This is a genomic window from Kineococcus radiotolerans SRS30216 = ATCC BAA-149, from assembly GCF_000017305.1.
GTDB classification, from domain to species: Bacteria; Actinomycetota; Actinomycetes; order Actinomycetales; family Kineococcaceae; genus Kineococcus; species Kineococcus radiotolerans.
Genome location: NC_009664.2, coordinates 311,101 through 337,073, shown reverse-complemented (window position 1 = coordinate 337,073; position 25,973 = coordinate 311,101). Strand labels below are relative to the sequence as shown.

The window sequence follows — 25,973 nt, the reverse complement described above, 5'->3', positions numbered from 1 at the left end:
CGACCGGTACGCCGCGCCACCGCTGTCGCAGCCGCACCACCTGCGACCACGCGTGGGGCGCGTCACCGGTCGGGGTGGACGGGTCGAGTCCGCGCGCCCCTAGACAACGGCACGCACCTCGTGGCCGACGGGGCGCGTGGCGGCACGACGGGCGCGCGGGCTCGATGCAGTTCGGCGGCGTCGCCGGCGTCCCGGGCGACCCCCGGCCCGCGCCGGCGCCGCAGCGCTTACCCTCGTCTGGTGCGACCGCGTCCGGCTGAACCCGCCCCCGCCGCGCTGCCGGTCGGCCTGCTGCTGGCCGTCCTGGGCGGGGTGGCCACCTGGGCGGCCTTCCCCGGCGCCGCTTCCGCCGCGGGCTGGTGGCCCACGGCGATCGTCGGCGCCGCCCTGCTGAGCCTGGCCACCCACGGGGTCCGGGCCCGGCGCGGCCTGCTCGCCGGCTTCCTCTTCGGCACCGCCTTCATGTTCCCCCACCTGGAGTGGAGCGGCACCTACGTCGGGCTGCTGCCGTGGTCGGCGCTGACGGTGGTCTGCGCCCTCTTCTACGCCGTCCTGGGCGCCTGCCTGCCGCGCCTGCAGCGCGCCCGCGGGGGGCTGGCCCCGCTCGCGGTGGCCGCCGGCTGGGTGGCCCTGGAGGCCGCCCGCGCGCGGGTCCCCTTCGAGGGCTTCCCCTGGGGACGCCTCGCCTTCTCCCAGGCCGACGCCCCCACCCTGGGGCTCGCGGCCCTGGGCGGGTCCCCGGCCGTCACCTTCGGCGTCGCGCTGGCCGGGGCCTGCCTGGCCGGTGCCGTCCTGGCCCTGCTCCGGCTGCCCGCCCCGCCGGGCGCGGCCCGCGGGGTCCCGCGCGTGCGCCCGGCGGTGGTGTCCCTGCTGGTCGCGGTCCTGGTCACCGCCGCGGGCGCTCTCGTCCCGCGCCCCACCGGCGCCGAGGACGGCACCACGCGGATCGCGGCCGTGCAGGGGAACGTGCCGCAGGCGGGGCTGGAGTTCAACGCCGAGCGGCGCGCGGTGCTGGACAACCACGCCGCCGCGACGCGGGCGCTGGCCGAGCAGGTCGCCGCCGGGACCGCCCCGCAGCCGGACCTGGTCCTGTGGCCGGAGAACTCCAGCGACATCGACCCCTACGAGAACGCCGACGCCCGCCGGGTCATCGAGTCCACCGCCACCGCGATCGGGGTGCCGGTCCTGGTCGGCGCGGTGCTCGACGGCCCGGGGCGCTACGTCTCCAACACCGGGCTCGTGGTGACCCCGCAGGAGGGGCTGTCCGGGGCCCGGGAGGACGACAGCCGCCACTACGTGAAACAGCGCCCGGCCCCCTTCGGGGAGTACATGCCCCACCGGTCCTTCTTCCGCCGGTTCAGCGACAAGGTGGACCTCGTCCCGCGCGACTTCGTCCACGGCGACCACGTGGGGCTGCTGCGGGCGAACGGGGTGCGGATCGGGGACGTCATCTGCTTCGAGGTCGCCTTCGACGACACCGTGCGCGACTCCGTCCGCGCCGGGGCGCAGTTCCTGGTGGTGCAGACCAACAACGCGACGTTCGGCTACTCCGACGAGGCCGTGCAGCAGCTGGCGATGTCCCGGCTGCGGGCGGTGGAGTCCGGCCGGGCGGTGGTGCAGATCTCCACCGTGGGCGTCAGCGCGATCATCGGTCCCGACGGGACGGCCCACGACGAGACCACGCTCTTCACCCGCGACGTCCTCCAGGGCGACGTGGCGCTGCGCTCCACCGAGACGGTCGCGACGCGGGTCGGGGCGGTGCCCGAGCAGGTCCTGACCGGGCTGGCGCTGCTGCTGCTGCTCACCGCCCGCCGCGGGCAGCGGCCGGACCGGCGCGGTGGGCGCGGTGGGGGCCGGCGGACGGTCCCGAGCGCGCCCGCGGGCGACCCGGTGCCGGCGTGAGCGCCCGGCCGGCCCCGCGGCGCGGGGGTGCGGCGGGGCGGCGGCGCTGGGCGTGGGTCCCCGCCGGTGCGCTCCTGCTGCTGGTCGTGGAGGTCTGGCTGCTGGTGCAGCTGGCCCACCTGGCCGGGGGCGGCTGGGTCCTGGCCCTGCTCCTGGTGGAGACCGCCGCCGGTGCGCTCGTGCTGCGCCGGGCCGGGCGGGAGGCCCTGGAGGCGCTGCGGCAGGGGCCGGCGGGGCCGTTCGGCGGGTCCGCGCCCGCCCGGCGACCGGGGGCCGTGGGCAACGCCGTGCTGGTGGGCCTCGGGGGTGCGCTGCTCGTCCTGCCGGGCCCGATCAGCGACGTGGTGGGTCTGCTGTGCCTCTTCCCCCCCACCCGGCGCCTGCTGCGCCGCTCGTTCGCGCGCCTGGTGCGGCACCGGGTCGAGGGCCTGGTCCGCGCGGGCGGGGGCCGCGTCGTGACCGGTGACGTCGTGACCGGCGACGACGTGGTGGACGGGGAGGTCGTGGACGGGGAGGTCGTGGAGGACCCGCGGGCGCTGGGCCGCTGACCGCCCGGGCCCGGGCGGTACGGGCCGGGACAGCACGGAGGCCGGCCCACCAGGTGGTGGACCGGCCTCGGTGTCTCGCGGATCAGGCGCTGCGCTTGATCAGCTCACGGCTGCGCAGCAGCTCGAGCCGCTCGTCGAGCAGCACCTCGAGCTCGGCGATGGTGCGCCGCTCCAGGAGCATGTCCCAGTGCGTGCGCGCCGGTTTGCCGGCCTTCCTCTCCGGTGCGTCGGTGTCGGCGCGCAGGGCCTCGGCCCCGCACCGGCACTCCCACAACGGAGGCACGTCGGCCTCGAGCGACATCGGGACCACGACGGTGTGCCCCTCGGGGCAGTTGTACGTGACCATCTGGCGCTCGGCCGGTTCGACACCGGACTCGCTCTCGAGGCTCGCGGCCCCCAGGCGGGACCCTCGCAGGTTGCGCTCGCTCATGTGACCTCCCCACCGTCCCCTCCGTCACGGCTGCCTCCCGCGGTGGCCCGGGGAGTGGAAGGGACTCGATGGTTGAACGCCGTGACGACCCCCGCTGTTCCGTGACCTGCACCACCGGAGTGTGGAGGTCGTGTGCGCAGCGAAGTTGACTAGTTACTCAACGTACTGGATCGGTACCTCGGTGTGCCTGCTGAACCCCGGCCTCGACGTCGACCCTCGACAGGAGCAGCGCGCCCACCACGAAGAAGGCCAGCAGGGCCAGCAGCGCGGGGCGGTAGGACCCGCTCAGCTGGGCCACCAACCCGAAGGCGAGGGTGCCCAGCCAGCTCGTCCCGCGCTCCCCGGCCTGGTACAGGCTGAAGTACTCCGCCTCCGCCCCCACCGGCACCAGCCGGCTGTAGAGGGAGCGCGCCAGCGCCTGCGTCCCGCCGAGGACCAGGCCGATGAGGACGGCCAGGACCAGCCAGGTGCCGAACGCCCCGCGCGGGACGGCGAAGGCCCCCAGCACCACGACGATCCACAACCCCAGACCGCCCGTGATGGTGCGCTGGGCCCCGAAGGTGCCCGCGAGGCGCCCGAACAGCAGCGCCCCGCCGAAGGCGACGCCCTGGACGAGCAGGACGGTGGTCAGCAGCTGCGGCTGGTCGAAGCCCAGCTCCTCCTGGCCGTAGACGCTCGCCGCGGCGATCACCGTCTGGATGCCGTCGTTGAAGACCAGGTAGGCCAGCAGGAACCGCAGCACCTGCGGGTACCGGCGCAGCCCGCGCAGCGTGGCGACCAGCTGCCGGACGGGGGCCGCGGGGGAGCCGTGCGCGCCGGGGGCGAGGTCCAGGACGGGACGCGGCGGCAGCCGCCGCAGGCCGACGAAGGGGACGATGGTGAACAGCCCCCACCACAGCCCCGCGGAGGCCAGCGAGACCCGCACGGCCCACTCGTCGTCGAGGCCGAAGGTGGCCGGGGTGGAGACCAGCAGCAGGTTGAGGGCCAGCAGCAGGAACCCGGCGAGGTAGCCCGCCGCCCACCCCCGCGAGGAGACCCGGTCGCGGTCCTCGGGGGCGGCCACGTCGCAGAGCAGGGCGTCGTTGACGACCATCGAGCAGACCAGGCTGACCACGGCGACCAGGGCCAGCAGGACGCCGAGCCACCAGCGGTCCCCGCCCATGGCCACCATGGCGGTGGCGGCCCCCGCCCCCACCCAGGCGAAGCCCGCCAGCAGCCGGTGCCGGTGCCGGCTGCGGTCGGCCAGGGCCCCGACGAAGGGGAGCACCAGCGCGGCGAGGACCGTGGCCAGGGTGATCGTGTAGAGGGCCAGCGACCCCGGCGCCACCGGCAGCCCCAGGACCGAGAGGGTGCGGGTGCAGCCCTCCGGCGCCTCGGGGCACGCCGCCCGCCGGGCCAGGACGGTGAGGTAGGGCGCGAACAGCACCGTCTGCGTCGTGGTGACGAAGGCGGAGTTGGCCCAGTCGTAGACGTACCAGGAGCGGCGGGCGCGTCCCGCGGAGCGGACGTCGACGGCCTCGGGCCCCGGGCTCACGAGACCCACTGCCCCCGGGCCAGCAGGACCTCGCGCAGGACGTCGGCGCGGTCGGTGATGATCCCGTCCACGCCCAGGTCGAGCAGCGCCCCCACCTGGAGGGCGTCGTCGACGGTCCAGACGTGGACCTGCGCTCCGGCGCGGTGCACGGCGTCGACGAAGCGCCGCGAGACGACCTCCACCCCGCCGTGGCGCACGGGGACCTGCACGGCGTCGACCCCGGCCAGCGCCCGGCGCACCAGGGCGTCGGACCCCAGCTTCACCCCGGCCAGGGCGAGGGCGGTGGCGCGCGAGCCCGCCGAGGTCGCCTCGGCCCCGCCGACGGCGGCGAGCGCGGCGCGGCGGCGGTCCTCGGCGAAGGCGGTGACGAGGACCCGGCCGTGGGCGCGGGTGCGCCGCAGCACCTCCGCCAGGCCGGGGACGGCCGCGGCGGTCTTGACGTCGAGGTTGAAGCGGGCCGCGGGGAAGGACCCCAGGACGTCCTCGAGGCGGGGAACGGGTTCGCGCCCGGCGATGCGCACCGCCCGCAGGCGCGACCAGGGCAGGGCGGCGAGCTCGCCGCGGGCGTCGGTGACCCGGTCCAGCCGTTCGTCGTGGAAGGCGACGAGGACCCCGTCGGCGCTGGCGCGGACGTCGGTCTCCAGGTAGCGGTACCCCAGGTCCACGGCGGCGGCGAAGGCCGGCAGGGAGTTCTCCAGCCCGGCCAGCTCCGGGGTCGCGGCGAACCCCCGGTGGGCCATCGCGATCGGCCCCCGCCAGGTGCAGAACGCGGTGCGGGCCGGCGGCCGGGGCACCATCAGCGCACCATCAGCCGGTGAACTCCCAGTGCCAGGGCTCGAACTGGCCGCCGCGGTTCTGCGCCCAGGCGGGGTTGATCCAGCCGTAGAGGGCGGCGTTGCGGTCCATCCACAGGTGCTGGGCGGAGGTGGCGTTCTGGATGCCGCCGCCGAGGTCGACGGCGATGCCCAGCCCGTGGCGGCTGGTGCCCGGCTTCGCGGCGAGCCCGGGCTTGCGCTGCTTGACGTCGATCTGCTCGGCGAGGGTCCGGTAGGAGTCGGTGATCGAGATCGGGGCCCCGAACTCCGCGGCGTAGGCCTGGCTGAGAGCCTGGAAGGCGTTGGCGGCGTCGGAGCGCAGGATGTGGTTCGGCGCCCCCCACAGCGGGCACAGCGCGCTCCTGGGCAGCAGGCCGTTGGCGTAGCCGGAGAGCGAGGCCCCGGTGCAGCTGCCGGCGGCGCCGTAGTCCCGGTACCCGGGGGCTCCGCCGGAGGTGCCGGCGGCGGCCGCGGCTGCGGCGGCCGCAGCGGCGGCCGCGGCCGCCGCGTCGGCCTGGGCCTTGGCCGCGGCGAGGTTCGCGGCGCGCTCGGCGTCGGAGGTCGCCGTGCCCGCGGCCGCGGCCTGCAGGGCGGCGAGCGCGCCGACCTGGGTGCGCTGCTGGGCGACGAGGGCGTCGGACTGCTGCTTCGCGGCGGTGGCGATGTCGGCCTGGGTGCGGGCCTCCGCCGCGGCGGCGGCGGCCCGCTGGGTCGCGTCGGCCTGGACGCGCTGGGCCTCCTCGTAGGCGTCCACGGCGTTGCTGCGCCCGTCGCCGATGCGCTTGACCGAGGCCAGCGTGCTGGCGGTGTCGTCGGTGGGTCCGCCCTGCAGGACGGTCACCAGGCCGGAGTACTCCTGCAGGGTGCCGCCACCGCGGTAGGCCTCCGAGGCCCACTGGCCGAGGTCCTTCTTGCCCTCGGCCAGGACCGCCTCGGCCTGGACGAGGCGGGCGTGCTGGGCGATCTCCTCCTGCTCGGCGGCCGCCTTGGCCTCCATCGCCTGCTGGTAGGTCTCCAGGGCGGCGTTGGCCTGCGCCGCCAGCGCGTCGAGCTGGGCCTGCGCGGCCTGCAGGTCGACCTGCGCCTGGGCGGCCTGCGCCGCGGACCGCTCGGCCCGGCGCTGGGCCTCGGCGAGCTGCTCGGGGGTGGGGGTGTCCGCGGCCACGGCCGCGGGGGCGGCGGGCGCGGCGACGGGGGCGGCGACGGGGGTCACGACGACGGCGGACGCCGGGGCGACGAGCCCGAGCGTCAGGCAGCCGCTGCCGACCACCGCTCCGGCCAGGAGCAGGGTCGAGCGCAGTCGCTGGGAGCGGCGGGCGGGGCTGGCCTGCGGGAGGGGCACGTCGTCTACGTCCAGTGCGGTCGGGGGCGTTGGCCCGGGTCGTTCGCTTCCGGTGCGTTCGGGTCGGTCGGTGGTGGCGCGGGTCGTGTGGAGGACCCGTGCGGGTCCGTCGCGCCGGAGACTACCTCCCGCAACCTCGGCACCACGAGCAGCAACGCGTAGGTGTGGACGACCAACGTGACCAGGGTCACATCGCGCAGCGCTGGTCGATCACCACGTTCCGCACCCTCCCGGGCCGCTCGGTGCCATCATCCGGCGGTGCCCGCGACCCCGCCCGACCTCCCCGTCCCGGGCCGCCCCGCCGACGCGCCCGACGCGCCCGACGCCGACCGCCTCGACGCCGTGGCGCGGGCCGCGGCCCAGGACGCGGGGGGCATCGACCCCGCCCTGCTCGGCGACTTCCTCGACGCGGTCTGGCGGGCCGTCGTCGAGGGCCGCCGGCTGTCCGCGCCCCGCATCGCCCGCTACCGGGACGTCGGGGGGAAGGCGGCGACCTCGGGCGTGGCGCTGCGCGCCCTGCTCGACCTCTACCTCTCCGCCGCCTGGCGGCTGTGGCGCCACCTGCCCCCCATCGCCGGCGCCGCCGGGGACCCCGAGGGCGTCGTGACCGCCGGCGAGGTCGTCCTGCGGGCCAGCGACGACGCCGTGGCCGCCCTCACCGAGGGCTACCAGCTCGCCCGGCGCCAGCTCGTGCGCCGGGAGGAGTCCGACCGCCGGGAGTTCGTCGACGACCTCCTCGCCGGCACCGCCGACGTCACCGGCCTGCTGCGGCGCGCCCCCCGGTTCGGCCTCGACCTCACCGGCCCGCACGCGGTCTGCGTCGTGCGGGCCGGTGCGCCCTTCCGCGACGGCAGCGCCCAGGTCGCCACGGTCGAGCGGCGCCTGCACGGCGGCGTCGCCGACGCCGACCCGCTGGTGGCGACCAAGGACGGGGCCCTCGTCGTCGTCTTCGCCGCCCCCGATCGGGCCGCCGTCGACGAGGTCGTCCTGCGGCTGCGCGACGCGCTCGGCTCCCCGCACCGCACGGGCTGGCGCGCCGGGGTCGGACGACCCGCGGCCGGGGGCTCCGGGGTCGTCGCCTCCTTCGAGCAGGCCCGCCGCGCCCTCGACCTGGGGGCCCGGCTGGGAGCCGGCGACCCCGGGCGCGACCCGGTGGCCGACGCCGCGGACCTGCTCGTCCACGACGTGCTGCTGCGCGACCACGCGGTCGCCCGGGACCTCGTCGAGTCGACGCTGGCCCCGCTGCGGCAGGTGCGCGGGGGGGTCGAACCGGTCCTGGTGACCCTGGAGGCGTACCTGGACTCCGGGGGCAACGCCACCGAGGCGGCGCGCCGGCTGCACCTGTCCGTGCGGGCCGTCACCTACCGCCTGGCCCGGGTGCGCGACCTCACCGGCATCGACGCGACGCGCCCGGAGCAGCGGTTCGGGCTGCAGGCGGCGGTGCTGGCCGCACGGGCCATGGGGTGGCCCGGGGAGGGCTGACCCGCCCAGGTTGCCGGGTCCCGGCAAGGTCGGCCGCCCATCTCGTCCTCCTGTCGACTGGGCACTGCCAGCTCCCGGAAGTCACCATGGGTGGAGACGACACCCGTCGTCACCAATTCCGCACACTTGGAGCACGCAGTGGACCTGAACCTCGACGTCCCGCTGTGGGCGTGGGTGGCTCTTGGCGTGGTCGTCATCGTCATGCTGGCGATCGACCTGCTGGGCCACCGCGGCGCCCACGTCATCCAGTTCAAGGAAGCCGCGATCTGGAGCGGCGTCTGGGTCACGATGGCCCTGATCTTCGGCGGCATCATCTTCTGGGCCTACGGGGCCGAGGCGGGCACCGCCTACACCACGGCCTGGTTGCTCGAGAAGAGCCTGTCCGTGGACAACCTCTTCGTCTTCGCGCTGATCTTCGCCTACTTCAAGGTGCCCCGCGAGTACCAGCACCGCGTGCTCTTCCTCGGCGTTCTGGGCGCCCTGCTCTTCCGCGGCATCTTCCTCGGCGTCGGCGTGGCCGTCGTCGAGCGCTTCACCGCCGTCCTCTTCGTCTTCGGCGCCATCCTGCTGTGGTCGGCGTGGAAGATGCTCAAGGACGACGACCAGGACATGGACCCGGGCAAGAACATCGGTGTCCGCATGATCAAGAAGATCATCCCGCTCAAGGACGAGTACCACGGCACCAAGTTCTTCATCAAGGAAGCCGGCAAGCGCTACGGCACCCCGCTGCTCGCCGTCGTGGCGGCCATCGAGGCCGCCGACCTGATCTTCGCCGTCGACAGCGTCCCGGCCGTGCTCGCCGTCTCCGACGACATGTTCATCGTGTACTCCTCCAACGCCTTCGCCATCCTGGGTCTGCGAGCGCTGTACTTCATGCTCTCCGGGCTGCTCGAGCGCTTCCACCTGCTGAGCAAGGCGCTGGCCTTCATCCTCGCCTTCATCGGCGTGAAGCTGTTCTTCCAGGCCGGCCACGAGGTCATCAGCCCCTCGATCCCGCACATCCCGACCTGGATCAGCCTGAGCGTCATCGTCGTCTCGCTGACGCTGGCGATCGTGCTCAGCCTGCGCCGGCCCGCCCCGGCCGAGCACGGGGACCCGGTCGACGGTCCCGGCGAGCCGGCCGAGGAACCGGTCGAGAAGCCGGTCGAGAAGCACTGAGGTCCCTCCCCCCGCCGCCCGTCCGCCCCTCCGGGGCGGGCGGGCGTTCGGCCGTCCGGGCGGTCTCCGCCCCGCCGGCTCAGGTCGCGGCCCCCGGGCGTCGAGACGACCGGGGACGCAGCCCCGCGACGCCACCCCCGGAGGACCACCGTGAAGCACTTCTCCTGCGGGGACGTCGTCGCCGGCTGCGCCCGCACCTTCACCGGCCCCGACAGCGACCTCATCCTGCGCGACGTCGCCGGTCACGCCCGCCGCGACCACGGCCTGCGCGAGGTGCCCGCCGAGCTCGTGGGCCGCGTGCTGCTCGCCATCCGCGACGCCTCCTGAGCGGGCGCGGGAGCGTCGTGGTCCACTGCTGCCCGTGCCCACCCCGCTGCTGACCGCCGCCGCCACCGGCTACCTGCTCAACTGCGCCCTGGGGGCCTCCGTCGCCCTGCGGGTGCTGGACACCTCCGGCGCCCGCTGGGTGCACCACGCCGTCTACATGGCGACCGCCGTCCTCACCGCCGGCGCGGGGGCCGAGCTCGCCCGCCACCGGCGCCCGGCCTTCTGGCGGCTGCTGCCCGTCGCGCTGCCCCTGAGCGCCATCCCGGCCGTGTCGGCGCGTTCGCGGTGGCACCCGGTCATCGCGGGGACGGCCGCCCCCGCCTACCTCGCTGCGCTGCGGGCGAGCTGAGCGGCGTGGAACTGCGTGAGGCCATCGCCGCCCGGCGCACCACCAACGGGGCGTTCCTGCCCGACCCGGTGAGCCCGGAGCACCAGCGCACCCTCGTCGAGGTCGCCGCCCGCGCGCCCTCGCAGCTGAACAGCCAGCCGTGGCGCTTCGTGCTCGTGGAGTCCCGCGACACCATCGAACGGGTCGCCCGCATCAGCGGCGCGTCGATGACGACGGCCATGGGCAACGGGACGTTCTTCGAGCGCTACAAGCGGTACTTCCGCTTCAGCGCCGAGGAGATGGAACGGACCCGCTCGGGGATGCTCTTCGACAAGCTGCCCGCCCCGCTGCGGCCCTTCACCCGCAGCGTGTTCACCCGCCGGGGGCAGCTGGCCGTCAACGCGCTGCGGGTGCCGCAGACGCTGGGGGAGCAGAACCGCAAGCTCGTCGCGGGCTCGCCGCTGCTGCTGGGCGTCATGCTCGACCGGGCCGAGTACCGCCCCGGTGAGCTGTCGGGGTTCTACTCGCTGTTCTCGATGGGCGCGGCGGTGGAGAACCTCTGGCTCACGACCACCGAGCTGGGGCTGGGCATCCAGTTCGTGAGCTTCCCCATGGAGGTGCCCGGGGCCTGGGAGGAGATCGTCGACCTGCTCGCGGTGCCCGACGACCTGGAGCTGATGGCCGTCTACCGCATCGGCTACCTGCCCGAGCAGGCCCGTCGCCCGGTCATCGACTGGTCGAGCTCGCAGCGCCGGCGGGTGTCGCAGTTCGTGTTCCGCGAGGACTGCCGCACCCCGCAGACCGGCTGGGACGACCCCGCCCGGACCCCGCCCGGGCCCCGGCCGGCCCCCGCCTAGACTGCGCCCGTGAGCGTGCCCCTCTTCCTCGACTGCGACACCGGCATCGACGACGCCATGGCCATCGGCTGGCTGGTCGCCACCCCCGGGGTCGACCTGGTCGGGGTGTCCACGGTCAGCGGCAACCTCGACGCCGCCGGCGGGGCCCGCAACACCCTGGACCTGCTGGCCCTGCTGGGGCGCCCCGAGGTGCCGGTCAGCGTCGGCGCGCACGACTTCCTCGACCACCCCTACTCCGGCGGGGCGCCGGAGGTCCACGGGGTCAACGGCATCGGTGAGGTCGAGCTCCCGCGCTCGCCCGCCGCCCCGACCGGGACGAGCGGGGCGCAGGCCATCGTGGACGCGGCCCGGGCCCACCCGGGCGAGCTGCACCTGCTGGCGATCGGGCCGTTCACCAACGTCGCCCTCGCCCTCGACCTCGAGCCCCGGCTGCCGGAACTGGTCGGGCGGTTCACCGTCATGGGCGGGGCCGCGATGGCGCCGGGCAACGTGTCGGCGGTGGCCGAGGCGAACGTGGCCAACGACCCGCTGGCCGCGCACCGCGTGTTCACCGCGGGTTTCGACCTGACCATGGTCGGCCTGGACGTCACGATGGAGCACGTCTTCGAGGAGTCCCACCGGCAGGCGCTGCTCGCGGTGGGGACGCCCGGCGCGGTGGCGATCGCGCGGATGCTGGGCCACTACTTCGGGTTCTACGCCCAGCGCTACGGCCGCCCGTGCGCGGTCCTGCACGACCCGCTGGCGGCGGCCGTCGCGACCGGCGACGTGGACCTCGCCCTCGCGCCGACGGTCCCGGTGGTCGTGGACCACACCGACGGGCCCGGGCGCGGGCAGACCGTCGTGGACCTGCGCGACCGCTACCAGGGCTACCCCCGCACCTACGAGAACGGCACCCGGGTGGCGCTGGAGGTCCCCGGCGACTTCGCCGGGCAGCTGCTGGCCAGGTTGTCGACGCTCTGAAACCCGTTGGCGCGGTGGCGGTCCCGGTTCGTACCCTCGTCCCGTGATCAGACACCCCCACGCCGGTGAGGAGGCGCGCCGCCTCGCCGAGGCCGGCACCGTGCTGCTGACCCAGGTCGGCAGCGGGGTCCACGGCACCGCCGGCGAGGGCCAGGACGACCGCGACGAGCTCGGCCTGTGCCTGGAGCCGGCGGAGTTCGTCACCGGCCTGGCCCGGGTCCGGACCCCCGGTGGCCGGGAGATCCCCTTCGAGCAGTACGAGCTGCACACCGCCTGGGCCCGGCCCCGCGGGCTGGCCGAGCGCTCGGGCCCGGGTGACCTCGACGTCGTGGTGTACAGCGCCCGCAAGTGGGCGCGCCTGGCGCTGGCGGGGAACCCGACGGTCCTGCTGCCGCTGTGGGTCCCCGACGAGGAGGTCGTCCGGGTCACCGACGCCGGACGGGAACTGCGGGAGAACGCCTCCCGGTTCGCCTCCCGGGCCGCCGGACGGCGGTTCCTCGGCTACCTGCGGTCCCAGCGCGCGGCGTTCCTCGGTGAGCGCGGTCGACGCGCCGCCGTCCGGGCCCGGCGGTCCGGGCCGGGGTACGACCCCAAGCCCGCGATGCACGCGCTGCGGCTGGGGGTCCAGGGGCTGGAGCTGCTGCTGACCGGGCGCGTCACGCTGCCGGTGCCGGGCCCCGACCTCGACGCCCTGCGCTCGGTGCGCCGCGGGGAGTGGGCCCGGGCCGACGTCGAGGCGTGGCTGGCCGACCTCGAGGCGGACCTCGCCGCGGCGGCCGCCGCGAGCCCGCTGCCGGAGTCCGGCGACCGGGCCTGGGTCGACGACTGGCTGACGCGTTCCCACCGCGCGTTCTGGGCCCGCTGAGACCCGCCCGCGCCCGGGGCGCGGGCGGGGTCAGGGGACCGGGGCCAGCAGGTCGGGGGAGTCGTTGCGCGGGGAGTTGACCGCGGTGGAGACCTCGTGGGTCTCCAGGTGCGGCTCGGGGACGGCGTCGAGGACCTGGCGGACCAGGTCCAGGTCGGTGAGGGTGGGGTCCAGCCAGTCGTCGCGCATGTCCGGCGGGACGATGACGGGGGTGCGGTCGTGGATGTGGCCGAGGGCGTCGCTGGCCCGGGTGGTGAGGATGGTGAACGTCCACAGCCACCGGTCGGGGTCGTCCTCGGCCTTGGCCGGGTCCGGCCACAGCTCGTACAGGCCGGCGAAGGCCAGGACGCCGTCGGGGGCGTGCAGGAAGTGCGGGACCTTCCGGCCCTCGCGCTCCTCCCACTCGTAGTACCCGTCGGCCGGCACCAGCAGGCGCCGCTTGGCGGCGGCCCGCTTGAACGAGGGCTTCTCGGTGATGGTCTCCACCCGGGCGTTGACCATCCGGTTGCCGATCTTGACGTCCTTGGCCCAGACGGGCACCAGGCCCCAGCGCAGGGTGCGCAGCTGCCGGGTGGCGCCACCGGGCCCCGGGCCGTCGGCGTCCTCGCGCGGGGCCCGTTCGAGGACAACGCGGGCGTCCTGGGTGGGGGCGATGTTGTAGGAGGCCGGCAGGGGGTCGCCGACGATCTCGCTGACGTCGAAGAGGTCGACGAGCTCGTCGTCGGGTCGGGAGCGCGCGTAGCGGCCACACATGCGCCGCAGTGTGCCCCCACCCGTGACCCCGCGCACGGGCGCGCTCGCGGCCCGGGAGCCCGCGGCCGGACGGGACCCCGCCCGGCCGCGGGCTCGGGCGGCTCAGTGGGCGGCGATGACGACGTCCGGCCCGGTCTCGGCCACCAGCTGCCAGGGCCGCACGAGCAGCACCAGCACGCCGGTGCCGAGGAGCAGGGCGCAGGAGATCACCAGCCCCATGGCCCGCGCGTCGTTGCCGAGCAGGCCCACCAGGGGGGAGACCAGCGCCCCCACCCCGAACTGCACGGCCCCCAGCAGGGCGGCCGCCGCCCCGGCGGCCTCGCCGTGCCGGGACAGGGCCAGCGCCGGGGCGTTGGGCAGGGCCAGGCCGATGGCGAACAGCACCACCCACAGCGGCGCCACGACCCCGGCCAGGCCGCCGGTGCCGGTGGCCGCGAGCACCAGCAGGACCACCCCGGCGAGCAGGCCGGCGACGGTGCCGGCGAGGAGCACCTGCGACGGCGCCGCCCAGCGCAGGACCAGCGGGTTGAGCTGGGTGGCCGCGATGAGCCAGAAGGCGCCGGCGCCGAAGAGGAGGCCGAACTGCTGCTGGTCCAGGCCGAACTGCCCCTGGTACACGAACGAGGCCCCGGCCACGTAGCTGAACAGGGCCGCCATGGTCAGCCCCGCCACCAGGACCAGGCCGAGGTAGGTGCGGTCGCGCAGCAGGCCGCGGTAGGTCCGCACGGTCGCGCCGAGGCGCAGCGGACGACGGGCCTCCGGCGGCAGGGTCTCGCGCAGCGCCCGCGCGCCGACCGCCAGCAGCGCCAGCCCGTAGACGGCGAGCAGGACGAAGATCCCCCGCCAGGAGGTGAACCGCAGCAGCTCCCCGCCGATCGTCGGCGCCAGGACCGGCGCCGCGCCGATCACCAGGAACAACCGGGAGAGCATGGTGGCCGCGGCGCGCCCCTCGTACAGGTCGCGCACGATGGCCAGGGCGATCACGGCCCCCGCCGCCGTGCCCACGCCCTGCAGCACCCGCAGCACCCCCAGCACGGCGATGTTCGGCGCCAGCAGGACGAGCAGGGACGCCACGACGTGCAGCGCGGTCCCGGCCAGCAGCGGCCGGCGGCGCCCGAGGGCGTCGGAGAGCGGACCGATGACGAGCTGGCCGAGCGCCAGGCCCACCAGGGTCCCGGTCAGGGTCAGCTGCACCGCCGCCTCGGTCGTCTGCAGCTGCGTGACGATCGTGGGCAGGGCCGGCAGGTACATGTCGATGGTGAGCGGCCCGATGGCGACGAAGGCCCCGAGCACGAGCGCGGTGCGCCCCATGCTCGGCCGGGACGGCGGGACGACGTCCGCGGCGCCGTCGGCGGGGGGGAGGTCGGTGCGTGAGGTCATGTGGGGTCTTCCGTCGCGGGGGTGGGGCCACCGGCAGCGGAAGCCCGTGGCTCCCGTCCACGCGGCGAGGACGACAACCAGGACGCGGGGCCGATCCATTCCCCACCGCCCCGCGGGGCCGCCGGGCTTCACCTGCGGCCCCGACCTGCCGATCAGGCGGGGGATCCCGCCCGCCGCCTGAGGAGGCCAGCCCGTGCTCGTCCTCGTCGACCAGGACCAGACGCTCGCCGACTTCGGGGCGGGCTTCGACCGCCGCTTCCTCGCCGCCCACCCCGACGCCCCCCGCGCGCCCCGCGCCGAGGCCGACTCGTACTGGATCGAGGACAGCTACCCGCCGCAGTGGCACGAGCGCATCCGCGCCGTCTCCACCCGGGCCGGCTTCTTCCGCGACCTGCCGCCCCTGCCCGGTGCCCGCGAGGCGATGGAGGCGATGCTCGACGCCGGTCACGACGTGCGCATCTGCACCGCTCCGGTGCGCGCCTACCGCCACTGCGTGCGCGAGAAGTACGAGTGGGTGGAGGAGCACCTGGGTCTGTCCTGGACCGAGCGCGTGATCGTCACCCGCGACAAGACGCTCGTGGCGGGTGACGTCCTCATCGACGACAAGCCCGAGGTGGTCGGCACCTTCGCCCACCCCGGCTGGACCCACGTCTACTACCGCACCCGCTACAACCGGGACCTCCCCGGGCGACACCTCGACTGGTCCGGGTGGTCCGGGGTCCTCGCCGACGTGGAGGCCGAGCGCACCGCCCGCGGCGCCCTCCTGCTGCCCCGCCTGGCCGACGCCCGCACCCCCGCCAGCACCCACCGCCGCGCCCCCGACCGGGCGCCCCGCGCGCTCACCCTCCCGGCGACCGGTCCCGACCGCGCGTCCGTCACCCTCCGCTGAGCCGCGGGCGGCGGCGCCCCCGGGCCCGGTGTCCCCGCCGGCGCCTACGGTGACGCCCGTGCGCACCTGGATCGACCTCGGACTCGCCGTCCTCGCCGCCGCGGTCGGGGCGGCCCTGGGGCTGGAGCGCGCCGGGCTGTGGGACCCCGGCGACGTCGTCCTCGTCGTCCTCGTCGTCCTCACCGCCGTCCTCGCGGTCGCCTCGACCGCCACCCAGGCCGTCGCCCGCCTGCTCGGGGCCCGGCGCGAGGCGACCCGCGACCTCCACGACGACCTGCTCTCCGGCGCCCTGTGGGCCGTCGTCGACGCGACCGGGGGGCGGGTCGACCCCCGCGACCTCGCCGTCGCCGCCTACCGCGTGCGCCGGCCCCTCGGGCGAGCCCCGCGGCTGGCCCGGGTGCACCGCGTCCGGTCCCGCCGCCGTCCGGTCGCCTCCGGCGTGCGCTGGGCCCCGGGCAAGGGCGTCATCGGCGAGTGCGTCGCCACGGGCGCCGTCGTGGCCCGCGACGTCACCGGTCCCGACGCCGCCGGGGAACGCCAGGGCCTCTCGGCCGAGGAGTTCCGCGCCGTCCGCGGCAAGTACGCCGTCGTCGTCGCCGTCCCCCTCGTCGACGACGCGGGGGAGAGCTCCCGCGTCACCGGGTGCCTCGCCCTCGACGGCCCCCCCGGTGCCCTCGACCTCCTCCACACCCCCGCCGTCCTGGGCGTCCTGGACGCCACCGCCCGCACCCTGCAACGCCTCACCGGGTCCACCCCGCCCGCCCGGGGCCAGCTGCTCGGGCCGGGGGAGCAGGCCCTGCGCGCGGCGCTGGAGCGCCAGGACAGCCCGCCGGGACGCGTCGCCGCGGTGGGGGGGAGGCTTCCCTCGTGAAGACCCCCCTCGTCGGGCCCGGCCCGGAACTGAGCGCGGACCAGCGCGCCCGCTACTCCCGGCACCTGCTGCTGCCGGAGATCGGGGAGGTCGGGCAGCGCCGGCTGCTCGCCGCCCGGGTGCTCGTCGTCGGGGCCGGTGGGCTGGGATCGCCCGCGCTGCTCTACCTGGCCGCCGCCGGGATCGGGACGATCGGCGTGGTCGACGACGACGTCGTGGACACCTCCAACCTGCAGCGCCAGGTCGCCCACGGCACGCCCGACGTGGGGCGCCCCAAGGTCGACAGCGCCGCCGACGCCGTCGCCCGGCTCAACCCCACCGTCACCGTCCACCGCCACCGCGAACGGCTGGACGCCGGCAACGCCCTCGACCTCCTCTCCCGCTACGACCTCGTCCTCGACGGGTCCGACACCTTCGCGACCCGCTACCTCGTCAACGACGCGTGCGTGCTGAGCGGGCTGCCCTGGGTGTGGGGCGCGGTCCTGCGCTTCGACGGGCACGTCAGCGTCTTCGACGGGGCGGAGGGGCCGACCTACCGCGACCTGTTCCCGACGGAGCCGCCCCCGGGGACGGTGCCCGGCTGCGGGGAGGCCGGGGTGCTGGGCGGGGTCTGCGCGGCGATCGCCGCCACCATGGTCACCGAGGCCGTGAAGCTGATCACCGGGGCCGGCCGGCCGCTGCTGGGGCGGGTGCTCGTCCACGACGCCCTGGCCGTGAGCTGGCGCGAGGTGCCGCTGCGCCCCGACCCGCGCCGCGCCGCGGTCACCGGGCTGGGTGCGCTGCCCTCCGTGGGCGCGGCGGCGCTGATCGCCGCCACGGCCGACGGCGGCGGGCCGGTGGTCGTCGACGTCCGCGAACCGCACGAGCACGCCGAGGCCGCGGTGCCGGGGTCGGTGCTCCTCCCGCTGGCCCGGGTCCTCGCCGACCCCGGGCTCCTGCCCCCCGGTCCGCTCGTCCTGCACTGCGCCCGCGGGTCGCGCTCCGCGCAGGCGCTGGCCGCGGCGCTCGCGGCCGGGCGCGGCGACGTGGCCCACCTCGAGGGCGGGATCGCGGCGTGGGTGGCGGCGGGCGGTCCCACGACGACCGGCTGAACCCCTGCGGCTGACCCCCGGCCGGGTGGCGGGGCGCTGAGCGGGCCGGGCCTCACAGCCCGACGTGGGCCGCCGGGTTCGTCGGGAACGGGCGGTCCTCGCGCACGCACGCGGCGAGCGCGGCGGCCGAGCGGTGCCCGGTCTGGCGCGCGATCGACACCGCCGGCACCCCCGCCCGCGACGCCGCGGTGACGAAGCCGGCCCGCAGGCTGTGGCCGGAGAGCGAGCCGGGGTCCAGGCCGACCGCGAGGGCGCGCCGCTTGACGACCTCGGCGACGCCGCGGTCGCCGAGGCGCTCCGGTCGCAGCGACCGCCCGCCCCGGGTCGTGCGGCGAAAGGCGGCGCCGTCCACGAGCCGCGCCGCGCCGGCCCAGGCGCGCCAGGAACGGACGGGGCAGGTCTCCACCCGCCGCCCCCGAGGGAGTTCGACGACCCGTGCGGGCCGCGAACCGGCCGCCCGGACGGTCACCAGCAGGCGCTCCGGGGCGACCGCGACGTCGGCCACGTCGAGGGCGCTGAGCTCGGAGCGGCGCAGCGCCCCCGCGAAGCCCATCACGAGCAGGGCCCGGTCGCGGTGGTCCAGGACCGTGTCCCGCAGGGGGGCGACGAGCACCAGCAGCTCGCGGACCTCCACCGCGCCCACCGTGCGCGGCGGGCGCGCGGGACCGTGGACGCGCCGCAGGCCCCGCCAGACCAGCGGGACGCGCTCGTCGTGGGTGGGGGAGGGGACCCCGGCGACCCCGTGCGCGACGGCGATGGCGGCCAGCCGCCGCCGCAGCGTCGCGACGGACAGGGACTCGACGTGGTCGGTGAGGTAGTCGGTGACGGTCCCCGGGGTGGCCGGCAGCGGCGACCGGCCGGTCGGGGCGCACCAGTCGGCGAAGTGGGCGAGGTCGACGGCGTAGGCGCGCCACGTCCCGCGGGCGCGCACCGAGCGCCGCACGGGGTCCAGGAGGGCGAACCACCGGTCCAGGCTCTCCGCGTCGAACGCGGTGGGCGGGGGCAGCGGCGGCAGGGCGGCCGCGGCGGCCTCGGGCAGTTCCCCGGGTTCGGGCGGTTCCTCCGACACGCCCCCACCGTCGCACGAAAATCAGTTATCGGAGCTATAGGCGCCGCATGTTCGGAACAGGCAGGACCGGCCCGGACGCCGGGGGGCCGGACGGTCCGGGGCCGGGGTTATCCTCGGAGCCTCCCGGGTGGACTCCGAGACGGACCCCGGGGGAGCGGCGTGCACCACCGGACGGGGTGGCCGCCGCACGCGACGTCGTCGCCGTCCGCGCACCTGCGGACGGAGGGCGCTCGTCCGCTCGCGCGGGGCGCGTCGCGGGCCCATCGGCCGCGGTGTCCCGTGCGGGACCCACCTCCCGAGCTCGACCCCTCCTTGGAGCCCCCGTGCCCGCCTTGCGTTCCCGAACCTCCACCCACGGCCGGAACATGGCCGGTGCCCGCGCGCTGTGGCGCGCCACGGGCATGACGGACGGGGACTTCGGCAAGCCCATCGTGGCGATCGCCAACTCGTACACGCAGTTCGTGCCGGGCCACGTGCACCTCAAGGACATGGGTGACCTCGTCGCCGGCGCCATCGCCGAGGCCGGCGGGGTCTCGAAGGAGTTCAACACCATCGCCGTCGACGACGGCATCGCGATGGGTCACTCCGGGATGCTGTACTCGCTGCCCAGCCGCGAGCTCATCGCCGACTCCGTCGAGTACATGGTCAACGCCCACCAGGCCGACGCGCTGGTGTGCATCTCCAACTGCGACAAGATCACCCCCGGCATGCTGATGGCCGCGCTGCGGCTGAACATCCCGGTCGTGTTCGTCTCCGGCGGGCCGATGGAGGCCGGCAAGGCCGTCGTCGTGGACGGGGTGGCGCACGCCCCCACCGACCTCGTCACGGCCATCTCGGCGTCGGCGTCGGAGGCGGTGGACGCCGAGGGGCTGGCCCAGGTCGAGCGCTCCGCGTGCCCCACCTGCGGTTCCTGCTCGGGCATGTTCACCGCGAACTCCATGAACTGCCTGACCGAGGCCCTGGGCCTGTCGTTGCCCGGCAACGGGTCCACCCTGGCCACGCACGCCGCGCGCCGCGACCTGTTCCTGCGCGCGGGAACGCTGATCGTGGAGCTCGCGAAGCAGTACTACGACGGCGACGACGAGTCGGTGCTGCCGCGCAGCATCGCGAACCGGGCGGCGTTCTCCAACGCCATGGCCCTCGACGTGGCGATGGGCGGGTCGACCAACACGGTCCTGCACATCCTCGCCGCCGCGCAGGAGGCGGAGCTGGACTTCGGCCTCGACGACATCGACGCGATCAGCCGCCGGGTGCCGTGCCTGTCGAAGGTGGCGCCGAACTCCGACTTCCACATGGAGGACGTCCACCGCGCCGGCGGCATCCCCGCCATCCTCGGGGAGCTGTGGCGCGGCGGGATGCTCGACGACTCCGTGCGCACCGTCCACAGCCCGGACGTGGCGTCCTGGCTGGAGCGGTGGGACGTCCGGGCGGAGTCGCCCAGCGAGGTCGCCCTCGAGCTGTTCCACGCCGCCCCCGGCGGGGTCCGCACCACGCAGGCGTTCTCGACGGAGAACCGCTGGTCGTCGCTGGACACCGACGCCGCCACCGGGTGCGTGCGCGACGTCGCGCACGCCTACACCGCCGACGGCGGCCTCGCGGTCCTGGAGGGCAACCTCGCCACCGAGGGGGCGATCATCAAGACCGCCGGCATCGACCCGTCGCTGTTCCACTTCCGGGGCACCGCCCTGGTCCTGGAGTCCCAGGAGGAGGCCGTGGAGGCGATCCTGTCGGGGAAGGTGCGGCCCGGGCACGTCGTCGTCATCCGCTACGAGGGTCCCGCGGGCGGGCCGGGCATGCAGGAGATGCTGCACCCCACGTCGTTCCTCAAGGGCCGGGGCCTGGGCAAGGTCTGCGCGCTGGTGACCGACGGCCGGTTCTCCGGCGGTTCCAGCGGCATCTCCGTGGGTCACGTCTCGCCCGAGGCGTGGGCGGGGGGCGTCATCGGCCTGGTCGAGGACGGCGACGAGATCGAGATCGACGTGGAGTCGCGCGGGCTGCGGCTGCTCGTGGACGACGAGGTCCTCGCGGAGCGCCGCGCCAAGATGGAGTCCTCCGAACGCCCCTGGGAACCGAGGGACCGGGTGCGTCCGCTGACCGGTGCGCTGCGCGCCTACGCCGCGATGGCGACGTCGGCCTCGACCGGGGCGGTCCGGCGGGTGCCGGAGCGCCGCGGCCGCAGCTGACCGGGCCGGTTCAGGTGGCGGCGACGACGGAGTCGCCGTCCACCCGGACCTCGTAGGGGGTCAGCGGGTCGGTCGCGGGTCCCTGCAGGACCGCCCCGGTCAGCGCGTCGAACCGGGACCCGTGGCAGGGGCAGTCCAGTTCCTGCCCGGCGACGGCGACCGCGCACCCCTGGTGGGTGCACAGGCCGCTGAAGGCGACGATCCGGCCCGCGGTGGGCTGGGCGACGACGACGGGGGCCCCGCCGCCGCCCTCCACGAGGAGCGCCGAGCCCACGGGGACGGCCGAGACGGTGGTGAGGGCCGCGCCGGTTCCGGCGGGGGCGGGGCCGGCCGAGGTGCTCGACGAGCCGCTGGGCGTGCTGCTGGACGTGCTGCTCGCGGGGGTCCCGGGCTCCGTCCCGGTCGTCGCGTCGTCGCCGCAGGCCGCGAGGGCCGGGCCGAGGCCGAGGGCGCCGCCGACGGTGAGCGCCCGGCGCCGGGAGAGCCCGGTGCGGGCGGGGGGCTGGGGGTGTCGGGCGTCGTCCACGGGTGCCTCCGTCGCTCGGCGGGTCCGGCGGACCCGCTCGCTGGCACCACGGGGTGGGGTGTCGGTCGGTTCACCGGGCGCGGTGCGGGGTCAGGGGGCGGCCGGTGCCGGGGGGTCGCGCAGGTACTGGTCGGCCCAGGCGCTGATGATGCGCGCGGCGCGGCGGGCCTGGCCGCGGGCGGTGAGCAGGTGGTCGGACCCCTCCAGGGAGACGAAGCTGCGCGGGTGCCGGGCGGCCCGGAAGATGGCGCTGGCGTTGTCGATGCCGACGGTGTCGTCGGTGGGGGAGTGCATGACCAGCAGCGGCACCGACAGGCGGTGGATCTGCTCCTTGAGGTCGGCGGCGCGGACGTCCTCGACGAAGGCGCGCTTGAGGGTGAGGGCGCGTCCGCCCACCATCCACTCGGCGTGGCCCTCGGCCAGGACCCGTTCCACGAGCGCGTCGTAGTGGTGCTCGACGTGGCGGGGTTCGGAGGGGGCGGCGACGCTGACGACGGCCTGGAGGTCGGGGATGCGGTTCGCGGCCGCGATGACGGCGGCGCCGCCGAAGGAGTGCCCGACGAGGAGGGCGGCGGGGGTCCCGCGCGAGCGCATGAACTCGGCGGCGAGGACGGTGTCGGACACCTTGTGGGTGAAGGACCCGTCGCCCCAGTCGCCCTCGGAGTCCCCGAGGCCGAGGTTGTCGAACCGCAGCATGCCGATGCCCTCGCTGGCGAGGCCCTTGCAGGTGCGGGAGGCGGCGGGGGAGTCCTTGCCGAGGGTGAAGCCGTGGGCGAAGATCCCCCACCCGCGCGGCGGTCCCTCGGGCAGGTCCAGCAGCCCGGCCAGCCGCTGGCCCGTGGTGCCGAGGAAGGAGACCTGTTCCGCCACGGGGCCTCAGCCTAGCGGCGCGGAGGGGTCCGGCGGGCGGCGCGGTCGGTGACCCGCTCGGAGATCCGCCGTCGCTGGTCGCGCAGGAACACCGCGGAGAGCACGACGGAGAGGACGACGGCGATCGCGATGGACAGCGGCGCCTCGACGCCGAGGAGGGTCAGGACCCCCAGGGGCAGGACGAGGAACCCGACGCGCAGCAGGGCGAAGGACAGGTAGGGGTTCACGAGCGGTTCTCCTCGGCAGGGGGGGAGGGCCGAGGCTACCCGTGGACGCGCTCGGGACCCGCGCCCGCCGCCACCGGGGTGCTCCCGCGGTGGGGCCGGGGGGGTCAGACGGTGAACGAGGACACGAGGCGGTCGAGGTCGGCGGCGACGTGGGCGACCTCGTCGGCGGTGCTGGCGGTGTGGCCGGCACCGGAGGTGGTCTGCTCGGCCGCGGCGGCGATGTCGGCGACGCTGACGGCGATCTCCTGGGAGCCGTTGGAGACCTCGGTGACGTTGCGGACCATCTCGGACGTGGTCGCGGACTGCTCCTCCACCGCCGCGGCGATGGTGGACTGCAACCCGTCGATGCGGGCGATGACCTCGGTGATCTCCCCGATGGCCGCCGCCGCCGACGCCGCGTCGGCCTGGGTGGCGTTGACCCGCCCCACGATCTCCTCCGTGGCCCGCGCGGTCTGCTGGGCGAGTTCCTTCACCTCACCGGCGACGACGGCGAAGCCCTTGCCCATCTCCCCGGCCCGGGCGGCTTCGATGGTGGCGTTCAGGGCGAGGAGGTTGGTCTGCTCGGCGATGGAGGTGATGAGCTTGACGACGTCGCCGATCTCGCGGGAGGACATCGAGAGGCGTTCGATGGTGGTGCGGGCGTCCTCGGCGGAGGCGACGGCGGCGGAGGCGACCTGGGAGGCGTCGGCGGTGGAGGCGGCGATCTCGCGGATCGCGGCGGACATCTCGTCCCCCGCAGCGGCGACGGCCCCGATGCTGGTGGAGATCTCCTCGGTGGCGGCGGCGACCTGCTGGGACCGCCCGCCGGCCTGCCGGGCGCCGGAGGAGAGCTGGGTGGCGACGGTGGTCAGCTCCTCCGAGGAGGAGGAGAGGGTGGCGGCGTTGGCGCTGACGCTGCGCATGAGGTGGGCCAGGCGCTCGATCGAGGTGTTGGTGGCCTCCGCCATCCTGCCCAGCTCGCAGGCGCCCAGCACCCGGACGCGCTGGTCGAGGCGGCCCTCGGCCAGCCCCTGGATGACGGGGACGACGAGGGAGAGGGGGAGGGAGATGCTCTTGCCCAGCAGCACCGCGATGGTCCCGGCGAGCAGGAGGGCCAGTCCGCTGATGCCGACGATCACGGCCAGGGCGAGCCGGTAGGCGTCCTCGCCGGCGGTGTAGCTGGCGGTCGCGGCGGCGTGCTCGCTGTCGACGAGGTGCACGAGGTCGGCGCGGACCTCGTCGCCGAGGGGGGCGGTGGTGGTGGAGCGGGCGGCGACGAAGCCGGCGGTGTCCCCGTCCAGGGCGAACCGGACGAGGCTCTGCCGGGCGGTGCGCCAGGCGGCCAGGTCGGTCTCGAACGCGGTGCGCTGCGCGGCGGTGGAAGCGGGGGAGGTCGCGAGGTAGGCCTCCCAGGCGTCGTCGGCGGCGGCGTCGTCGACGGTCAGGGCCTGCGCCCCGGCTCGGGCGTCGGTGGCCAGGGCGAGGTCGGACAGGTCCGTGGTGGAGTGCTCGAAGGTGGTGCCGACCTCGCCCAGGGCGCTGGCCGAGGCCACCGTGGAGTCGTGCATGTCGCGCAGCCTGGCCTCGGCGGCGCACAGCTCCGCGGCGCCGACGGCCCCGACGGCGATCAGCAGCACGCAGACGACGGCGAAGCCGCTGAGCATCCGGGGCACGACGCGCATGTCGCAGAAGAACCTCACCAGGGCCATGCCCTAGGCATCGGCAGCGGCGGCGCCGACCTTCGGCGGGCCGCGCTCGCCCACCCGGCGGTGGGGGCCGGCGAGATGGGTGCTTGCCGCAGCGAACGACCTTCAACCGGATGGCGGGTGCTGCCGATGGGGGAGCGTGCTCACTCGACTGCGGAACCTGAACGTCGCCACCAAGCTCTTCGCCGGCTTCGGCATCGTGTGCCTCCTGCTGGCCGCGATCGTCGCCATCGGCATCAACCGGCTGGGTGCCTCGCAGGCCAACCTGGACCTGATGTCGAAGTCCGGGGTCGCCTCGGTCGAGGCCGTCGGCGACGTCCGCGCCGCCTACCTGCAGGTGCGCATGGACGTCACCAACGCCGCCCTGTCCACCACCCCCGACGCCGTCACCGCCAACCTCGACGCCATGGGGGTCACCGACACCGTCCTCGACGAGGCGTGGGAGGCCTACGGGGCCAGCAGCCCCGGCTCCCGCGCGGAGGACCGCGCCGCGTTCGAGGACCTCCTCGCCCAGTACCGCACCGCCCGCGAGCAGCTGGTGACGCTGGCCGAGGCCGGCGACGTGGAGGGCTACATCGCCTACCGCACCAGCACCATCGCCCCCATCGCCAAGCAGATCACCGAGACGCTGGCCACCCTGGCCGCGGCGGAGTCCCAGGCCGCGAAGGACATGGCCGCCGCGGGCTCCAGCGCCTACCACACCGCCGTCACGATGCTGCTGGTCATCGGCGCCATCGCGCTGGCTGTCGCCGTCACCTCCGCTGTCCTCGTCGCCCGCTCCATCGCCCGTCCGCTGGCCAAGACCCTCCACGTCGTGCAGGGCCTGGCCTCCGGCCGCCTCGACCAGCGCGTCGGCATCACCGGCGAGGACGAGGTCGGTCAGCTCGCCACCGCCCTGGACGCCACCATGGACCGCCTCACCGACACGATGCGCCGCATCGCCGGCAACGCCTCCACCCTGGCCGCCTCCAGCGAGGAACTGACCACCGTCGCCACCCAGCTCTCCTCCGGTGCGGAGGAGGCCGCCACCCAGGCCCAGGTCGTCTCCGCAGCGACCGAGGAGATCTCCGCCAACATCGGCACCGTCGCCGCCGCCGGTGACGAGATGTCCTCGGCGATCCGGGAGATCGCCACCTCCACCGCCGAGGCGTCCTCGACCGCGGCTTCGGCGGTGGCGGCAGCGGGAGCGGCGGGGGACACCCTTGAACGCCTCTCCGCCTCCTCCCGCGAGATCGGTGAGGTCGTCAAGCTCATCACCTCCATCGCTGAGCAGACCAACCTGCTGGCCCTGAACGCCACCATCGAAGCCGCCCGGGCCGGGGAGATGGGCAAGGGTTTCGCCGTCGTGGCCGGTGAGGTGAAGGAGCTGGCGCAGCAGACCGCGCGGGCGACGGAGGAGATCATCACGAAGGTCGGTTCCACGCAGGCTGATGCGGCGGCGGCGGCGGGGGCGATCGCGGAGATCACCGAGGTCATCGCCCGCATCGACGGGTTGCAGTCCACCATCGCCGCGGCGGTGGAGGAGCAGTCCGCGACCACGTCCGAGATGGTCCGCAACGTCACCGAGGTCTCCACCGGCTCGCAGGAGATCGCCACGAACATCTCCGGCATCGCCGCGGCCTCGGACCAGACCACCGCCGGGGCCACGCACACCGCGACCACGGCCGGTGAGGTCTCGCGCGCGGCGGTGGAGCTGAACGAGCTGGTGGGCTCCTTCACCCTGCCCCGCGGCTGAACCCCCTGCGGCTGAACCCCCGCGGCTGAACCCCGCACGAACGGCACCGGGCCCCGGTCTGCTTGCGCAGACCGGGGCCCGGTGCCGTTGTGCCGCCCCGACCGCGGGACGGTGGCGGTCAGCCGGCCGGCTGCGCGGGGCGCCGA

25 protein-coding genes are annotated in these 25,973 nt (G+C 75.7%); 14 read left to right on the top strand and 11 right to left on the bottom strand.

Annotation, left to right across the window (positions count from 1 at the left end):
• The first annotated feature begins 120 nt into the window (after window positions 1-120).
• The gene (gene lnt / locus KRAD_RS01615; RefSeq protein ID WP_011981485.1) at window positions 121-1,902 is read left to right on the top strand and encodes an apolipoprotein N-acyltransferase; all 1,782 of its coding nucleotides are present in this window, start codon (window positions 121-123) and stop codon (window positions 1,900-1,902) included.
• Window positions 1,899-2,450 carry an FxsA family protein gene (locus KRAD_RS01610; protein ID WP_011981484.1) on the top strand — a complete coding sequence of 184 codons (552 nt, stop codon included), beginning with the start codon at window positions 1,899-1,901 and terminating at the stop codon, window positions 2,448-2,450. Before lnt ends, KRAD_RS01610 begins: the two co-directional genes overlap by 4 nt.
• Before the next feature lie 82 nt (window positions 2,451-2,532).
• Here the strand turns inward: KRAD_RS01610 and KRAD_RS01605 are convergent, their stop codons facing one another.
• The 4 genes from KRAD_RS01605 to KRAD_RS23840 all read right to left on the bottom strand — a co-directional run bounded on the left by KRAD_RS01605 (window position 2,533) and on the right by KRAD_RS23840 (window position 6,571).
• Complete coding sequence (locus KRAD_RS01605; RefSeq protein WP_011981483.1) at window positions 2,533-2,880, bottom strand: RNA polymerase-binding protein RbpA; 348 nt, start codon at window positions 2,878-2,880, stop codon at window positions 2,533-2,535.
• A gap of 157 nt (window positions 2,881-3,037) precedes the next feature.
• Window positions 3,038-4,414 (bottom strand): MFS transporter, encoded by a 1,377-nt coding sequence (locus tag KRAD_RS01600; RefSeq protein WP_011981482.1) that lies wholly within the window; start codon window positions 4,412-4,414, stop codon window positions 3,038-3,040.
• Window positions 4,411-5,211 carry a glycerophosphodiester phosphodiesterase family protein gene (locus tag KRAD_RS01595; RefSeq protein ID WP_011981481.1) on the bottom strand — a complete coding sequence of 267 codons (801 nt, stop codon included), beginning with the start codon at window positions 5,209-5,211 and terminating at the stop codon, window positions 4,411-4,413. The genes KRAD_RS01600 and KRAD_RS01595 overlap by 4 nt, the downstream gene beginning before the upstream one ends.
• Window positions 5,212-5,221: 10 nt before the next feature.
• Entirely contained in the window at window positions 5,222-6,571 is a 1,350-nt protein-coding gene (locus tag KRAD_RS23840) for a M15 family metallopeptidase (protein ID WP_011981480.1), read from the bottom strand.
• A 258-nt stretch (window positions 6,572-6,829) separates the two neighbouring features.
• Here KRAD_RS23840 and KRAD_RS01580 point away from each other — a divergent pair, with 258 nt between their 5' ends.
• The 7 genes from KRAD_RS01580 (at window position 6,830) to KRAD_RS01555 (ending at window position 12,548) form a co-directional block, all read left to right on the top strand.
• Complete coding sequence (locus tag KRAD_RS01580) at window positions 6,830-8,053, top strand: PucR family transcriptional regulator (RefSeq protein WP_157873443.1); 1,224 nt, start codon at window positions 6,830-6,832, stop codon at window positions 8,051-8,053.
• Between the two features lie 201 nt (window positions 8,054-8,254).
• The gene (locus tag KRAD_RS01575; protein WP_049821385.1) at window positions 8,255-9,211 is read left to right on the top strand and encodes a TerC family protein; all 957 of its coding nucleotides are present in this window, start codon (window positions 8,255-8,257) and stop codon (window positions 9,209-9,211) included.
• Window positions 9,212-9,361: 150 nt separating this feature from the next.
• Complete coding sequence (locus KRAD_RS24910; RefSeq protein ID WP_011981477.1) at window positions 9,362-9,538, top strand: DUF1059 domain-containing protein; 177 nt, start codon at window positions 9,362-9,364, stop codon at window positions 9,536-9,538.
• 34 nt (window positions 9,539-9,572) lie between these two features.
• On the top strand, window positions 9,573-9,887 hold the full coding sequence (locus tag KRAD_RS01570; RefSeq protein ID WP_011981476.1) for a hypothetical protein: 315 nt from the start codon (window positions 9,573-9,575) through the stop codon (window positions 9,885-9,887).
• Window positions 9,888-9,892: 5 nt separating this feature from the next.
• Window positions 9,893-10,723, top strand: a complete 831-nt coding sequence (locus KRAD_RS01565) for a nitroreductase family protein (protein WP_011981475.1) — start codon at window positions 9,893-9,895, stop codon at window positions 10,721-10,723.
• Between the two features lie 9 nt (window positions 10,724-10,732).
• A complete protein-coding gene (locus KRAD_RS01560) occupies window positions 10,733-11,683 on the top strand; it encodes a nucleoside hydrolase (protein WP_011981474.1) in 951 nt (316 codons plus the stop codon).
• A 43-nt stretch (window positions 11,684-11,726) separates the two neighbouring features.
• Entirely contained in the window at window positions 11,727-12,548 is an 822-nt protein-coding gene (locus KRAD_RS01555) for a DNA polymerase beta superfamily protein (RefSeq protein ID WP_011981473.1), read from the top strand.
• A gap of 30 nt (window positions 12,549-12,578) precedes the next feature.
• Here the strand turns inward: KRAD_RS01555 and KRAD_RS01550 are convergent, their stop codons facing one another.
• Window positions 12,579-13,301, bottom strand: coding sequence for an SOS response-associated peptidase (locus tag KRAD_RS01550; RefSeq protein ID WP_041292509.1), 723 nt, complete (start codon window positions 13,299-13,301; stop codon window positions 12,579-12,581).
• A 102-nt stretch (window positions 13,302-13,403) separates the two neighbouring features.
• Window positions 13,404-14,681 carry a multidrug effflux MFS transporter gene (locus KRAD_RS01545; protein WP_011981471.1) on the bottom strand — a complete coding sequence of 426 codons (1,278 nt, stop codon included), beginning with the start codon at window positions 14,679-14,681 and terminating at the stop codon, window positions 13,404-13,406.
• Window positions 14,682-14,874: 193 nt separating this feature from the next.
• Here KRAD_RS01545 and KRAD_RS01540 point away from each other — a divergent pair, with 193 nt between their 5' ends.
• From KRAD_RS01540 to KRAD_RS01530, 3 genes are read left to right on the top strand one after another with little or no spacing between them, the layout of a single operon-like run.
• The gene (locus KRAD_RS01540; RefSeq protein WP_011981470.1) at window positions 14,875-15,570 is read left to right on the top strand and encodes a 5' nucleotidase, NT5C type; all 696 of its coding nucleotides are present in this window, start codon (window positions 14,875-14,877) and stop codon (window positions 15,568-15,570) included.
• 58 nt (window positions 15,571-15,628) lie between these two features.
• Complete coding sequence (locus KRAD_RS01535; RefSeq protein ID WP_041291837.1) at window positions 15,629-16,441, top strand: hypothetical protein; 813 nt, start codon at window positions 15,629-15,631, stop codon at window positions 16,439-16,441.
• Window positions 16,438-17,532, top strand: a complete 1,095-nt coding sequence (locus tag KRAD_RS01530) for a ThiF family adenylyltransferase (protein ID WP_011981468.1) — start codon at window positions 16,438-16,440, stop codon at window positions 17,530-17,532. Before KRAD_RS01535 ends, KRAD_RS01530 begins: the two co-directional genes overlap by 4 nt.
• A 52-nt stretch (window positions 17,533-17,584) precedes the next feature.
• Here the strand turns inward: KRAD_RS01530 and KRAD_RS01525 are convergent, their stop codons facing one another.
• Window positions 17,585-18,601: a tyrosine-type recombinase/integrase gene (locus tag KRAD_RS01525; protein WP_011981467.1), complete on the bottom strand. Its 1,017-nt coding sequence runs from the start codon at window positions 18,599-18,601 to the stop codon at window positions 17,585-17,587.
• A 323-nt stretch (window positions 18,602-18,924) separates the two neighbouring features.
• Here KRAD_RS01525 and ilvD point away from each other — a divergent pair, with 323 nt between their 5' ends.
• Complete coding sequence (gene ilvD / locus KRAD_RS01520; protein WP_011981466.1) at window positions 18,925-20,784, top strand: dihydroxy-acid dehydratase; 1,860 nt, start codon at window positions 18,925-18,927, stop codon at window positions 20,782-20,784.
• A 10-nt stretch (window positions 20,785-20,794) separates the two neighbouring features.
• On the opposite strand, the gene KRAD_RS01515 is transcribed toward ilvD, so the two are convergent.
• From KRAD_RS01515 to KRAD_RS01500, 4 genes are all read right to left on the bottom strand, one after another.
• Window positions 20,795-21,310: a Rieske (2Fe-2S) protein gene (locus tag KRAD_RS01515; protein WP_011981465.1), complete on the bottom strand. Its 516-nt coding sequence runs from the start codon at window positions 21,308-21,310 to the stop codon at window positions 20,795-20,797.
• Window positions 21,311-21,400: 90 nt separating this feature from the next.
• Complete coding sequence (locus KRAD_RS01510) at window positions 21,401-22,180, bottom strand: alpha/beta hydrolase family protein (RefSeq protein WP_011981464.1); 780 nt, start codon at window positions 22,178-22,180, stop codon at window positions 21,401-21,403.
• Between the two features lie 11 nt (window positions 22,181-22,191).
• The gene (locus KRAD_RS01505) at window positions 22,192-22,407 is read right to left on the bottom strand and encodes a DUF4229 domain-containing protein (protein ID WP_011981463.1); all 216 of its coding nucleotides are present in this window, start codon (window positions 22,405-22,407) and stop codon (window positions 22,192-22,194) included.
• A 104-nt stretch (window positions 22,408-22,511) separates the two neighbouring features.
• Window positions 22,512-24,095: a methyl-accepting chemotaxis protein gene (locus tag KRAD_RS01500; protein WP_049821034.1), complete on the bottom strand. Its 1,584-nt coding sequence runs from the start codon at window positions 24,093-24,095 to the stop codon at window positions 22,512-22,514.
• 136 nt (window positions 24,096-24,231) lie between these two features.
• On the opposite strand from KRAD_RS01500, the gene KRAD_RS01495 reads away from it, so the two are divergent.
• On the top strand, window positions 24,232-25,827 hold the full coding sequence (locus KRAD_RS01495) for a methyl-accepting chemotaxis protein (RefSeq protein WP_041291836.1): 1,596 nt from the start codon (window positions 24,232-24,234) through the stop codon (window positions 25,825-25,827).
• Window positions 25,828-25,973: the final 146 nt, after the last annotated feature.